Origin of the sequence: Streptomyces sp. ITFR-6, assembly GCF_031844725.1 — a bacterium.
Taxonomy (GTDB): domain Bacteria; phylum Actinomycetota; class Actinomycetes; order Streptomycetales; family Streptomycetaceae; genus Streptomyces.
The window spans coordinates 1,200,740-1,212,898 of record NZ_CP134612.1; the positions used below are offsets into that span (position 1 = coordinate 1,200,740).

Genomic DNA, 12,159 nt, shown 5'->3' on the forward strand with positions numbered 1-12,159 from the left:
CTGCGCGGGTCCCGGACTCAGCCCCGGCGCAGTCGGCCCCGGACGGCGGCCAGCGCGGTGCTGACCTCGGTCAGCCGCAGCGGGCCCGCCAGCAGCGCCACCACCAGGAGGAGGACCGCCATCCCGGTGCCCGCCGCGCCGAAGTCCTCCAGCCCGGAGCCCACCGTGTCCACGGCGCGGGCCGCCGCGTACGCCAGCAGCCCCGCCGGCACCAAGGCGGCCACCAGCCGCGCATGCGCCCGCACTCCGGGCGAGCGCGACAACGAGGGCCGCTCCGCGCCGCTCCCGGAGACCCTGCGGTGCAGCACGTACGCGGTGACGGCGAAACCGGCGAACAGCGCGACGGAGTACGCCCCGGCCATCCCGGTGACCGCCCAGCGCGCGGGGAGCAGCAGGTAGGCGGCGACCGCGAGGCCGGCGTTGAGCGCCGCGATGACCAGGTTCAGGAGGAACGGGGTGCGGGTGTCGCTCATCGCGTAGAAGCCGCGGGAAAGCACGTACTGCCCGGAGTAGGCGATGAGCCCCGGTGCGAAGGCCGCCATCATGCCCGCCATCACGGTGATGTCGGCCGGGCCCGTCTGCCCGTAGCCGAACACCGCTCCCATCACCCACGGCGCGAGCGCGAGCAGCGCGGCGGCGGCCGGAATCACCACGGCGGCCGAGGTCCGCAGCGCGTACGAGACGTCCTGCCGCACCCCGGCCAGATCGCCCTCGGCCGCCGCCCGGCTCATCCTCGGCATCAGCGCCGTGACGAGGCTGACGGTCACGATGCCCTGCGGCACCACCCACAGCTGGAAGGCGTAGCTGTACGCGGTGTACCCGGCGCCGCCGGCCACGCCCTGGTCCACCGCGTGCTGGCCTGTCGCGGTGGAGAGCCGGGTCACCACCCAGTAGGCGGCCTGGTTGGTCAGCACCAGCATGACGAGCCAGCCGGCCGCGCGCAGCGGCCGGGTGAGACCGCTGCCGCGCCAGTCGAACCTCGGCCGCCAGCGGAACTTCGCGGCGCGCAGGGCGGGTACGAGGGCGAGGGTCTGTACGGCGATCCCGGCTGTGGTCCCCCAGCCGAGCAGCTGGGCCTGCGCGGAGGTGAGGCTGCCGTCCGAGTCGGCCGCGGTCCAGAGGTAGAGCCCGAACACGGCGATGATCACGACGTTGTTGAGGACCGGGGTCCACATCATCGCCCCGAACCTGTTGCGGGCGTTGAGCACCTGTCCCAGGAGGGTGAAGAGCCCGTAGAAGAGGATCTGGGGCAGGCAGTAGCGGGCCAGGGCGATGGTCAGTTCGGCCTGGTCGCCGTCGTAGGTGGGCGCGTACAGGGAGATGATCAGCGGGGCGCCGACGACGGCGAGTGCGGTGAGGGCGAGGAGTCCGGCCGTGCAGAGGGTGAGGAGCCGGTCGGTGTAGGCGGCCCCGCCGTCGGCGTGTTCCTTGGCGACGCGGACGAGTTCGGGGACGAAGACGGCGTTCAGGGCGCCGCCGATCAGCAGCATGTACAGGATGTTGGGCAGGGTGTTGGCGACCGTGTAGCCGTCGGCCCGCAGTCCGGTGCCGAGCGCGGCGACGACGACCGCCGAGCGTATGAATCCGGTGGCCCGCGAGACGACGGAGCCGGCGGCCATGACGGCGCCGCTGCGCAGCACCGAGCGGGATCCCTGCTGCTCGTGCTCCTGGGTGGCGGCCCCGGTGGTCGCGTCCGCGGCCGTCACCGGCGCGCCGGGCGGGCCCGGTCCGTCCGGGGCGGGGTGGTGTTGCCGTCTGCTGCGCGCACCGATGTCTCCCACTCTCCGAGGGTCTCGACGACCTCCTCGCCGGTGCCGGACCGCGGCGCGGCGGGGGCGAGGGGGTGGTCGTCGGGATCGAAGGGGGGACGGTACCGGACGCGGGGAGGGCGTTTTCGCGGCGGTGCGCGCCGAGGTGCCGTGGGCCGCCGGGAGCGTCACGGCGGACGCCGGGCCGGCCGTTCCCCGTGGGCCCGGAGTGGTTCTCCGGCTCCCACGGCGACCCGGCCGGTCACCGACGCGCCCCGATGGCCGACACCGTCGGCCCGTTGCGCACCGAGCACAGCCCGGCCGGCTCACAGCTGACCTTCCCCTCGCCGGTGCGGACCGTCATGCGGTCCGTACCGTTGCACGAGAAGTGATCACCGGCTGCTACCGGGCGGGCACCGCTCCCGGGCACCGCCTCACGGCAGTTCCCGGCTACCGCGCTCCCGGCTGGAGCGTTCCTGGTGGGGCGGGTGCGACGTCCACCGCCTCCGTCCTCGGATTGCGCCGCTGCCGCTTCGCCATCCAGGTCGCGAACCAGGAGAGCAGCATGCACATCCCGATGTAGATCGGCGAGATCACCATCACCACGGGGATGAAGGGAAGATCGTAGTCGAGGTTGGACGCGATGAGCTTCCCGGCATGAAGGAATTCCTCGTAAGTGATCAGATAGCCGAGCGAGGTGTCCTTCAGCGCCACCACCAGCTGGCTGATGATGGTGGGCAGCATCGCGCGCACCGCCTGCGGGGCCAGCACGAAGGTCGTGACCTGCGTCTTGCGCATGCCCAGCGCGAACGCCGCCTCTTGCTGGCCGCGTTCGACCGAGTTGATGCCGGAGCGGAACACCTCGGCGAGCACCGAGCCGTTGTACAGGGTCAGCCCGGCGACCAGCGCCGGCAGCGGCTGTACCTTCAGCGCGACGAAGATGAAGAAGATCATCACCAGTACGGGCATGGCGCGGAAGAACTCGACGAGGACGGTGGCCACCCAGCGCACCGGCCGGTGGTCGGAGAGCCGCCCCACGGCCAGGAGCGCCCCGAGGGCCAGCGAGAGCACCGCGGCGTACGCGAACGCCTTGAGGGTGTTGCCGAGGCCGCGCAGCAGCAGTTCCTGGATGCCCTTGTACTCGAAGGGCGTCCATTTGGCGCTGGTGAACTGGTCGGTGTCGAAGAGCAGGTAGATGACCCAGCCGACGAGGGCGAGGATCAGGACCGTCGCGACGACTCCGTAGACGAGGTGCCGTCTGCGGGTCAGCGGTCCGGGGATGTCGTAGAGAGCGGTGGCGGAGGGCGCGGAGTGACTGGTCATCGGCCGACTCCCCAGCGCTTCTCCATCACGTTGAAGACCGCGCTGATGGACAGCGTGATGATCAGGTAGCCGACGGCGATCCAGACGAAGGTCCAGATGATGCTGTATCCCAGCTCGTTGAGGGTCTTGTAGGTGCCGAGCAGTTCGGTGACGCTGAACGCCCCGGCGATGGCGGAGTTCTTGGCCAGCGCGATGAGCGTCGAGCCGATCGGCGGGATCACCGAGCGGAACGCCTGCGGGAGCACCACGTTGCCGAGTGTCTGCCCGAAGGTCATGCCGAGGCTGCGGGCGGCCTCACCCTGGCCCGTGGGCACGGTGTTGATGCCGGAGCGCAGCACCTCGCAGATGAAGGCGGAGGTGTAGCAGCCGAGTGCGATGACCGCGAACACCTTGAACGGCAGTACCAGGCCGAAGCGTGGCAGTCCGAGCAGTACGGCGAAGAAGAGCAGGGTGAGCGGGGTGTTGCGCAGCACCATGACCCAGACCGTGCCGATCGCCCGGAACGAGCCGACCGGTGCCACCCGGCAGGAGGCCATCACGAAGCCGAGGACCATCGCCAGGATCGAGGCGTAGACGGTGAGTTCGAGGGTGCTGAGGAAGCCCTTGCCGTAGAGCGAGAAGTTCTCGGTGAGTACGTCCATGGTTCTGGTCGTCCTCTCAGGTCGCCGGGTAGCGGTCGATGGGCGGCGGCTTCGGTGCGGGCGCCCCGGAGAGACCGAGCGTGGCCTCGTAGGCCTTCTTCCAGTTGCCGTTCTTCTCGTTGGCCTCCAGCGCGTTGTTCAGCGCGGCCCGCAGGGCGTTGTCGTTGCGCGGGACGCCGATGCCGTACGGCTCCTCTGAGAAGGGCTTTCCGACGACCTTCATCTCGTCGGACGCCTTGGCGGCGAAGCCGAGCAGGATCGCGTCGTCGGTGGTGACGACGTCGACCTGGTAGGTCAGCAGGTTGTCGACGCAGATGGAGTACGTGTCGTACGAGACCAGGTCGGCCTTCGGGTAGTCGGCGGCGATCCGCTGGTACGGGGTCGAACCCGCCGCGGAGCAGACCGTCTTGCCCGCCAGGTCCTGCGGGCCGTGGATGTCGTTCTCGTCCGTGCGGACCAGCAGCCCCTGTCCGGCCATGTAGTAGGGGCCGGCGAATCCGACGAGCTTCTTGCGCATGTCGTTGATCGTGTAGGTGCCGACGTAGTAGTCGATCTGCCCGTTCTGCAGTGCCGTCTCGCGGTTGGCGGAGGCGATCGTCTTGAAGCGGATCGTCTTCGGGTCGAAGCCGAGCGAGGCCGACATCATCCGGGCGATCTCGATGTCGAAGCCGGAGTAGACGCCGGTGGCGGGGTCCTTCTCACCCAGGTAGGGCTGGTCCTCCTTGGCGCCCACCCGGAGGTATCCGCGCTTCTTCGCCTGCGTCCAGGTCCTGGAGTCCGGCAGCCGAAAGCCGGTGTCGACCCGGTACACGGGCAGCGCCCCGGCCTTCGGCCCCTTCACCGGTGGGCTGCCGTCCTTGCCGCAGCCGGCGGCGAGGAGAGCCAGCAGCAGGACGGCACAGACGGCCAGTACTTTTCTCGTACGCAACACAGGGCCTCCCGTCAGTGCTTGAGGATCTTGGACAGGAAGTCCTTGGCGCGGTCGCTCTCCGGTGCGGTGAAGAAGTCCTCCGGGACGCGGTCCTCGACGATGCGGCCGTCGGACATGAAGACGACCCGGTTGGCGGCGGACCGGGCGAAGCCCATCTCGTGCGTGACGACGACCATGGTCATGCCCTCCCGGGCGAGCTGCTGCATCACTTCCAGCACCTCGTTGATCATCTCCGGGTCGAGCGCGGAGGTGGGCTCGTCGAAGAGGAGCGCCTTGGGGTCCATGGCGAGGGCGCGGGCGATGGCCACCCGCTGCTGCTGGCCGCCGGAGAGCTGGGCCGGGTACTTGTCGGCCTGCGAGGCGAGCCCCACCCGGTCCAGCAGTTCCCGGGAGCGCTGGTCGGCCTCGTCCTTCTTCCGCTTGCGGACCTTGAGCTGGGCGAGCGAGACGTTCGCCAGTACGGTCTTGTGCGCGAACAGGTTGAACGACTGGAAGACCATGCCGACTTCGGCCCTCAGCTCGGCGAGCCCCCTGCCTTCCTCGGGAAGGGATCTGCCGTCGAGCGTGATGTGGCCCGACTCGATCGTTTCGAGCCGGTTGATCGTCCGGCAGAGCGTTGACTTGCCGGAGCCCGAGGGGCCGATGACCACCACCACCTCTCCGCGTCCGACGGTGAGATTGATGTCCTGCAGTACGTGCAACTTTCCGTAGAACTTATTGACGTCACGCAGCTCGATCAACGGATCGACGGCCATACGCTGCCCTACCCACTTGTCCGCTTGGTCCAGGTCAGCGCAAACTATCCATCGCGGCAAGGGACTTCACACCCGACACGCGTAAATGGGGCATAAGGCGTTTTATCTAGCCGGCCGCGGAACGGCTCGGGGACGGGCTGGGGACCGGCCGGGGAAGCGTCCCGGTCCGGACGCCGGACCCCTCAGCCCTCGGCCGACTCCGAGTAGATCTGGGACAGCTCAGGACTGCCGGACATCGCCCAGCTCAGACCGGCCTCGACCACATCGATCTCACGCCCGGACGCGAGCCGCACCACGGGCTGACCACTCGGCCAGATGTGCCAGTGCGCGCCGGGAACGTTGCGCACCAGTACCGTGCCCAGGTAGAGGCCCGCGTCGTTGCCCAGCCAGGGCAGCTCCTCCGGGTCGTCACGCCAGCGCGGCGGAAGCTGATCCAGCGCCGCCAACGAGACCGGGCTGTCGTCGAGTTCGAGCCCGCGCTCCCCCGCCCGGACGCGGAGCAGGTCACATTCGGCGAGCAGCTGGGCCACGCCTTCCGGATCGGCGTCGACAGCGGCGGCGAGCCCCGTCTCCGGCGTACCGTCGTGACGCTTACGCCAGTTGTCCAAGAAAGGGATGTTCATACCGCTCAGGGTCGCATCCCGGCCCGTGCCCGCACCACAGGACGCGCGGCCCGCCGTTCGAGCGCTGAACACCTGATGTACCCCGCGATTTCACCCGGCCGCACACGGACACGTTCGGCGGGCCCGCGTCCGGCCCCGGTGAAAGCGGTGGTGGCGGCCCGCCGCGCACTGGTACTTTCGCCTCATGCGCAGCCCCGAGTCCGACAGACGCCGGCCACCGGTCCACGGTGGCTTCCGGACCGGCCGGGCCTGAGGGTCCTCGTCGGCCGCATACGGCTGCCATCGCGGACCCCTGCGGTTGCGGGTTGCTTTCCGGCCTGACGACAGGCCCTACGCACCGGAGTGCTGATCCCCCGGTTTCACGGCTCCGCCGACGTGCCGGGTCACGGGCACGATCGCGCTGACCGTTCCGCCGTGTCGCCGCTCGTCGATTCGAGCGGGTGCGGCCCGCATCCCCGACCGGTTCTGTCCATCAGCCGTCCATGGGGTTTCTTCATGCCATTTTCCGTATACGCGCTCGGGCTCGCCGTCTTCGCCCAGGGCACTTCCGAGTTCATGCTGTCCGGCCTGCTCTCGGGCATCTCCGCCGAGCTCCACGTCTCCATCCCCGCCGCAGCCCTCCTGACCTCGGCCTTTGCCGTCGGGCTCGTGATCGGGTCGCCACTGATGGCGCTGCTGGGGCGTAACTGGCCGCGCCGCCGCGCCCTGTTGTTCTTCCTCGGCGTCTTCGCGGCCGTCCATGTCATCGGCGCGGTCACCTCCAGCTACGGTCTGCTGCTCGCGACGCGGGTCGTCGGCGCGCTGGCGAACGCCGGTTTCTGGGCCGTCGCCCTGGTGACCGCGGTCGCCCTGGCCGGGCGAGGGGCGCGGGCCCGCGCCACCTCCGTCGTGGTCGGGGGCGTCACCGTCGCCTGTGTGGCGGGGGTGCCGGCCGGGGCGTGGCTGGGCGGGCAGTGGGGGTGGCGGGCGGCGTTCTGGGCCGTCGCCCTCGTCTCGCTGCCGGCGATCGCCGTGATCGCGGCGGCGATTCCGGCGGGCCGGCCCCCGTCCGCCCTGCCGAGCGCCCGCGCCGAACTGCGCAGCCTGTCCGGGCGCGGGCTGCGGCTGACGCTGCTGACGAGCGCGCTCGTCCAGGGCGCGACCTTCTGCGCGTTCTCGTACCTCGAACCGATCGTCACGCGGGTCACCGGGTTCGGCTCCGCGTGGGTGCCGGTCCTGCTCGCCCTGTTCGGGGCCGGCTCGTTCATCGGGGTCACCGTCTGCGGCCGGGTCATCGACTCCCGGCCCATCGCGCTGACCGCGGCCGGCCTGGTGGCGCTGGCCCTCGGGTGGGCCCTGTTCGCGTGTACGGCGGGCAGCCCCGCGACGGTGGTGGTCCTCGTTCTCGTCCAGGGGATGCTGGCGTTCGGCACCGGCACCGCGCTGATCTCGCACGTGTTCCGGCTGGCGGCCGGTGCGCCGACGCTGGCCGGCTCCTTCGCCACCGCGGCGTTCAATGTGGGCGGCGCCCTCGGACCCTGGATCGGCGGGCTCGCGATCGGTGCGGGGTACGGCTTCCGGGCGCCGCTCTGGGTGAGCGCGCTGCTGATGGCCCTGGCGCTCGGTACCGCCGGAACCGCATGGGCCTGCCGCCCGGCACCGGAGGCGACAGCGGTGCCGGACGGGGCAGCGGGCTCCGGCTGATCGTCGCGTGAAAGAAGCTGTGCGGGCTCGGGCGCCCCAGACGGACGCCCGAGCCCGCACACTGCTCAGAGGTCGAGGTCGACGACCACCGGGGCGTGGTCGGACGCCCCCTTGCCCTTGCGCTCCTCGCGGTCCACGTAGCTGTCCTTGACGGCGGCGGTGAACGGGGCGTTGCCGTAGACGAGGTCGATCCGCATGCCCTTGTTCTTCGGGAAGCGCAGCTCGCGGTAGTCCCAGAAGGTGTAGGGGCGGTCGTACTTCAGGGGGCGCGGCACGACGTCGGAGAGGCCCTCCTCACGCAGCGCCGCGAGGGCGGCCCGCTCGGCGGGCGTGACATGGGTGGCGCCTGCGAAGAGGGCCGGGTCCCAGACGTCCTCGTCGGTCGGGGCGACGTTGAAGTCACCGATGACCGCGAACGGCAGCGCTCCGGCGGCGTCCGCGGCGACCGCCATCCGCAGCGCCTCGAACCAGCGCAGCTTGTACGCGTAGTGCTCGTGCTCGACCTCACGGCCGTTGGGGACGTACACCGACCAGAGGCGCAGCGGTCCGCAGGTCGCGCTGATCGCGCGCGGCTCCTGCACGGCGTCGTACGCGGGGCCGTCCGGCAGCCCCGTCACGACGTCGGACAGCCCGGACCGGGAGACGATCGCCACCCCGTTCCACCGGCCGGTGGCGTTGACCGCGGATTCGTAGCCGAGCTCGCGGAGCGCCTCGGTGGGGAACTGCTCCGCGGTGCACTTGGTCTCCTGGATGCACAGCACGTCCGTGCCGGTGCTTTCCAACCAGGCGAGCAGCCGGGGCAGGCGGGCGGTGATCGAGTTGACGTTCCAGGTGGCGATGCGCATGTACGTAAACCTAGCGGCTCCCACTGACATCGATACGCGTGGCGGCCGCCGGGGTGCCGGCCCTCACACCTCCATCGACTCCCCCGGCGCCAGCCGGCCGTGGTCGGTACCGCCGAGGCCGCCGATCTGGTTGTCGTAGACCGGGCGGGCAAGGTCGGCGAGCAGCGCGTCGTGGATGTCGATGGCGCGGCGCGGCTTCACCTCGCGGACGTAGTCGATGACCTCGGAGATCTTGTTCCACGGTGCCATCACCGGAAGCATCAGTGTGTCGACCGGCCGGTCGGGCACCGTGAGCGCGTCACCGGGGTGAAAGAGCGAGCCGTCGACCAGGAAGCCGATGTTGGTGATCCGCGGGATGTCCGGGTGGATCACCGCGTGGAGTTCGCCGTGCACCTGGACGTCGAACCCGGCGGCGGTGAAGGTGTCACCGTGCCCGACGGTGTGGACGCGCCCGGGGAACGCCGCGCTCAGCTGCCCGGCCACGCTGCGCAGGGTCCAGATCTCGGCGGCTGGGTTGGCCTCCAGGCCGGCCCGCAGCCGCTCCTCGTTGAAGTGGTCGGGGTGGTCGTGTGTGACCAGGACCGCATCTGCGCCGATCGCGGCGTCCTGCTCGGAGAAGCCGCCCGGGTCGATGACGACCGTGCGTCCGGCCTTCTCCAGACGGATGCAGGAGTGGAACTTCTTGGTCAGCGTGAGCGCGAACGGCTCGGGACTCACAGCGTTCATGTGTTCCATTCTGCTACGCGGGCGGTGTCGTTTCGGCCTGAATCACCGACTGCGCGATCGTGAAGGCGGCACTCGCGGCCGGAATGCCGCAGTAGACGGCCGTCTGCAGCAGGACCTCCCGGATCTCGACCGGGGTCAGGCCGTTGCGCAGGGCCGCGCTGACGTGTGCGGCCAGGCTCTCCAGGTGCCCGGAGGCGACCAGCGCGGTGAGCGTGACGGTGCTTCGCGTACGCCGGTCCAGCCCCTCCCGGCCCCAGACCTCGCCCCAGGCGTATCGGGTGACGAGCTCCTGGAAGCCCTCCGTGAAGCCGTCGGAGGCGGCCGTGACCCCGTCCACATGGGCGTCCCCGAGTACTTCGCGGCGGATGCGCATGCCCTGCGGGTACGGATCGGCGCGCCCCTGCGAGGGGTCCGCGGGCCGCGCGGGGGCCGCCGTGATCTCCGCGACGGGCAGTACGGGGGCGGAGAGCCTGGGGGCGAAGGCGGGCGCGGGGATGGCCGCCTGGGTGTCCTGCCAGGCGGCGGAGAAATGGGTGAGCAGGAGATCGGTGACGGCTCCGGGCTGCTCGACCGGGGCCAGGTGCGAGGCGCCGGGGACCAGGGCCAGCCGGGCGTCGGGTATCCCCGCGACCAGGGTGCGGGCGTCACCGGGCCCGGTGACCTTGTCCTCGGCCCCGACCAGGACGAGCGTGGGGACACCGATCCGGCCCAGCTCCCCTCGGATGTCGAAGGCGGCGAGGGCCTCGCAGGCGGCTATGTAGCACCCGGGGTCGGTGGTCCGGACCATCTGGACGGCCCACTCGACGATGGCCGACTGCGCGGCGGCGAACCCCGAGGTGAACCACCGCTCCGGGGCCGCGCGGGCCATCGGCTCCAGCCCGTTGGTGCGGACGATCACCCCGCGCTGCCGGAACTCGTCGGCGCTGCCGAACCGCGCGGAGGCGGCCACCAGGGCCAGCGATGCCACCCGGTGCGGGTGGCGCAGCGCGAGCTCGGCCCCGATCGCGCCGGCGATGGAGCAGCCCGCGTATCCGAAGCGCTGAACGCCGAGGCCGTCGAGGGTGGCGAGCAGCCGGCCGGCGAGCTCACCGACGGAGGTCGCGGGGTGGGCGGGCGCGCCGCCGTGGCCCGGGAGGTCGAAGCGGAAGACTCTCCAGTGCTGGGTGAGCTCGGCTATCTGCCGGTCCCACATGTGCCAGGTGGTACCGAGGGAGGGCCCCAGCACCAGCACGGGTGCGTCCTGTGGCCCATCTACCTGGTACTTCACCGTCATGTTGTCTGTCTCGCTCACGCTCACACGCTCCCACGTCTCACAGCCGTCTCACACACCGCCCTCCTGAGCGCTGTGAAGACCGCCCCATGTCGTAGCGGCTTCACGAAGATCCTCTGCGTCCGGCTTCATGTACCAGCGCTTGGTGGTCTTCACGTTGGTGTGCCCCGCCCATCGTGCCAGGAGGCGATCCGGCACCCCGTTGTTGGCCAGGCAGGTAAAAACACGATGCACGCGCGTCGTAGAGACGCACCTGACGGAGTCCGATGTCTGCCATGAGCTTGTAGGCGCGAGTACGGAGTTGCTTCATCGTGTGGATTTCTCGGGCCGCATCACGCACATATAGCCGCTATCCGCGTAGCCCGTTCCCAGAGCCAACTTCTCAGCAGCCTGGAGAGCCTTGGACTTCTTCAAGGCTTCTTTTACCGGAGCGGGCAGCGGGAGAACGCGTTCCCCCGCCATTGACCTGGTGTCCTTCTCGATGACGGTTTTGTTTCCCATCATGGCCCGCGTATGACGGAGATTTAGCCTCGAAGTGTCCGACAGTACCTACGGGCACTGGCGCGTCCAGGCCCAGCTCGACCGCTGGGGGCGTCGCCGCGGGCGTGGAGCTGGTACGCCGCTTCATGCGTGAGCCGGGCCTGGTGCCCTGCCAGCCACGGCCGAAGAGGTTCAACCTCACGCAGGCTGTGGCCGGCCAGGTGCCAGACCTCGTCGGCCGCAACTCCACCGCGGATGCACCCGGCGAAAAGCTCTTCGGCGACATTACTTATATCGCGACTGGGGAAGGCTGGCTCTACCTCGCGACGGTAATCGACTGCTGCACGAGGGAAGTCATCGGTTACGCGATGGACGACCATTACCAAACTGCGCTGATATCCAGGGCGATCCGCAACGCGGCACGGAATAGGAACCTATCGGCCGGCGCGATATTTCACTCCGACCACGGCAGCAACTACATGTCAGCCGAGTTCGGGAGGACGCTCGACCGGTTCGGGCTTCGTAGATCTTCCGGTCGCACCGGGATCTGTTTCGACAACGCCACGGCCGAATCGTTCTTCGGCGCCCTGAAGAACGAGCGCGCATCAGGGTGACTTACCTGACACGCGAGGCCGCCCAGCAGGACATCACTCGCTACATCGAATTCCGGTACATCGCAAACGCCTCCACTCGGCGGTGAGTTACCACTCTCCGCGCGAATTTAGTGCCGAGTGCGAGAAGTTGCGAATCACCGCGTGAAATAGACGGTCAGAAGCCTGTCCGGAAACCGCGAGGCCTCTCAGACGCCGCAGCCTTCGGGATGCCGTTCGCCCACCGCAGTTCGGCGTTCTCCTTCTTCAGCGCCTTCATCGCCGCGGACTCCTCCGATGTCGTGCCCGGACGCTGTCCGGAGTCGATCTCGTCCCGCTTCACCCAGTTCCGCAAGGTCTCGGCCGAGCCGATACCGAGCTTCTGGGCGACCACCCTCAACGCAGCCGACGCATTCAGATAGTCGCCGCGGACCTCGACGACCATGCGGACCGCTCGTTTGCGCAGCTCAAGGGTGTAGGAGGAGGGGCGCGCCATGACTCAATCCTTTCACGGGGTCGAGTCTCTGCCGAACCCGGAACGGAT

General features: G+C 69.7%; 12 protein-coding genes and 1 pseudogene. 2 read left to right on the forward strand and 11 right to left on the reverse strand.

Translation table 11 applies throughout. The features are described from left to right. Positions 1 to 17 precede the first annotated feature (17 nt). From murJ to RLT59_RS05130, 6 genes are all read right to left on the reverse strand, one after another. Entirely contained in the window at positions 18 to 1,706 is a 1,689-nt protein-coding gene (gene murJ, locus RLT59_RS05105) for a murein biosynthesis integral membrane protein MurJ (RefSeq protein ID WP_311307620.1), read from the reverse strand. A gap of 492 nt (positions 1,707 to 2,198) precedes the next feature. Then, positions 2,199 to 3,071, reverse strand: coding sequence for an amino acid ABC transporter permease (locus tag RLT59_RS05110; protein ID WP_311302265.1), 873 nt, complete (start codon positions 3,069 to 3,071; stop codon positions 2,199 to 2,201). After that, positions 3,068 to 3,712: an amino acid ABC transporter permease gene (locus RLT59_RS05115; RefSeq protein WP_311302266.1), complete on the reverse strand. Its 645-nt coding sequence runs from the start codon at positions 3,710 to 3,712 to the stop codon at positions 3,068 to 3,070. Before RLT59_RS05115 ends, RLT59_RS05110 begins: the two co-directional genes overlap by 4 nt. 16 nt (positions 3,713 to 3,728) lie before the next feature. Continuing rightward, positions 3,729 to 4,640 carry a glutamate ABC transporter substrate-binding protein gene (locus RLT59_RS05120; RefSeq protein ID WP_311302267.1) on the reverse strand — a complete coding sequence of 304 codons (912 nt, stop codon included), beginning with the start codon at positions 4,638 to 4,640 and terminating at the stop codon, positions 3,729 to 3,731. 14 nt (positions 4,641 to 4,654) lie between these two features. After that, positions 4,655 to 5,398, reverse strand: coding sequence for an amino acid ABC transporter ATP-binding protein (locus tag RLT59_RS05125; protein WP_311302268.1), 744 nt, complete (start codon positions 5,396 to 5,398; stop codon positions 4,655 to 4,657). A 182-nt stretch (positions 5,399 to 5,580) separates the two neighbouring features. Next, complete coding sequence (locus RLT59_RS05130; protein ID WP_311302269.1) at positions 5,581 to 6,021, reverse strand: DUF6278 family protein; 441 nt, start codon at positions 6,019 to 6,021, stop codon at positions 5,581 to 5,583. A 495-nt stretch (positions 6,022 to 6,516) separates the two neighbouring features. On the opposite strand from RLT59_RS05130, the gene RLT59_RS05135 reads away from it, so the two are divergent. Then, the gene (locus tag RLT59_RS05135; protein WP_311302270.1) at positions 6,517 to 7,704 is read left to right on the forward strand and encodes a Cmx/CmrA family chloramphenicol efflux MFS transporter; all 1,188 of its coding nucleotides are present in this window, start codon (positions 6,517 to 6,519) and stop codon (positions 7,702 to 7,704) included. A 65-nt stretch (positions 7,705 to 7,769) separates the two neighbouring features. Here the strand turns inward: RLT59_RS05135 and RLT59_RS05140 are convergent, their stop codons facing one another. The 4 genes from RLT59_RS05140 to RLT59_RS05155 all read right to left on the reverse strand — a co-directional run bounded on the left by RLT59_RS05140 (position 7,770) and on the right by RLT59_RS05155 (position 11,049). Further along, complete coding sequence (locus tag RLT59_RS05140) at positions 7,770 to 8,549, reverse strand: exodeoxyribonuclease III (RefSeq protein WP_311302271.1); 780 nt, start codon at positions 8,547 to 8,549, stop codon at positions 7,770 to 7,772. Between the two features lie 63 nt (positions 8,550 to 8,612). Further along, positions 8,613 to 9,275 (reverse strand): MBL fold metallo-hydrolase, encoded by a 663-nt coding sequence (locus RLT59_RS05145; RefSeq protein WP_311302272.1) that lies wholly within the window; start codon positions 9,273 to 9,275, stop codon positions 8,613 to 8,615. A 13-nt stretch (positions 9,276 to 9,288) separates the two neighbouring features. Beyond that, positions 9,289 to 10,548, reverse strand: a complete 1,260-nt coding sequence (locus RLT59_RS05150) for a bifunctional 3-oxoadipate enol-lactonase/4-carboxymuconolactone decarboxylase PcaDC (RefSeq protein WP_399126837.1) — start codon at positions 10,546 to 10,548, stop codon at positions 9,289 to 9,291. 303 nt (positions 10,549 to 10,851) lie between these two features. Continuing rightward, the gene (locus RLT59_RS05155) at positions 10,852 to 11,049 is read right to left on the reverse strand and encodes a hypothetical protein (protein ID WP_311302274.1); all 198 of its coding nucleotides are present in this window, start codon (positions 11,047 to 11,049) and stop codon (positions 10,852 to 10,854) included. A 98-nt stretch (positions 11,050 to 11,147) separates the two neighbouring features. Here RLT59_RS05155 and RLT59_RS05160 point away from each other — a divergent pair. Continuing rightward, positions 11,148 to 11,639, forward strand: a pseudogene (locus RLT59_RS05160) (IS3 family transposase); the annotation flags it as partial. Positions 11,640 to 11,793: 154 nt separating this feature from the next. Here RLT59_RS05160 and RLT59_RS05165 read toward each other — a convergent pair. Further along, positions 11,794 to 12,111 (reverse strand): transposase, encoded by a 318-nt coding sequence (locus RLT59_RS05165; protein ID WP_311302275.1) that lies wholly within the window; start codon positions 12,109 to 12,111, stop codon positions 11,794 to 11,796. Positions 12,112 to 12,159 lie beyond the last annotated feature (48 nt).

Excerpts from the sequence above, each read along its gene's own strand:
- RLT59_RS05110 (WP_311302265.1), bottom strand. The coding sequence starts at position 3,071 with ATGACCAGTCACTCCGCGCCCTCCGCCACCGCTCTCTACGACATCCCC.
- RLT59_RS05115 (WP_311302266.1), bottom strand. The coding sequence starts at position 3,712 with ATGGACGTACTCACCGAGAACTTCTCGCTCTACGGCAAGGGCTTCCTC.
- RLT59_RS05125 (WP_311302268.1), bottom strand. The coding sequence starts at position 5,398 with ATGGCCGTCGATCCGTTGATCGAGCTGCGTGACGTCAATAAGTTCTAC.
- RLT59_RS05130 (WP_311302269.1), bottom strand. The coding sequence starts at position 6,021 with ATGAACATCCCTTTCTTGGACAACTGGCGTAAGCGTCACGACGGTACG.
- RLT59_RS05135 (WP_311302270.1), top strand. The coding sequence starts at position 6,517 with ATGCCATTTTCCGTATACGCGCTCGGGCTCGCCGTCTTCGCCCAGGGC.
- RLT59_RS05140 (WP_311302271.1), bottom strand. The coding sequence starts at position 8,549 with ATGCGCATCGCCACCTGGAACGTCAACTCGATCACCGCCCGCCTGCCC.
- RLT59_RS05145 (WP_311302272.1), bottom strand. The coding sequence starts at position 9,275 with ATGAACGCTGTGAGTCCCGAGCCGTTCGCGCTCACGCTGACCAAGAAG.
- RLT59_RS05150 (WP_399126837.1), bottom strand. The coding sequence starts at position 10,548 with ATGACGGTGAAGTACCAGGTAGATGGGCCACAGGACGCACCCGTGCTG.
- RLT59_RS05155 (WP_311302274.1), bottom strand. The coding sequence starts at position 11,049 with ATGATGGGAAACAAAACCGTCATCGAGAAGGACACCAGGTCAATGGCG.
- RLT59_RS05165 (WP_311302275.1), bottom strand. The coding sequence starts at position 12,111 with ATGGCGCGCCCCTCCTCCTACACCCTTGAGCTGCGCAAACGAGCGGTC.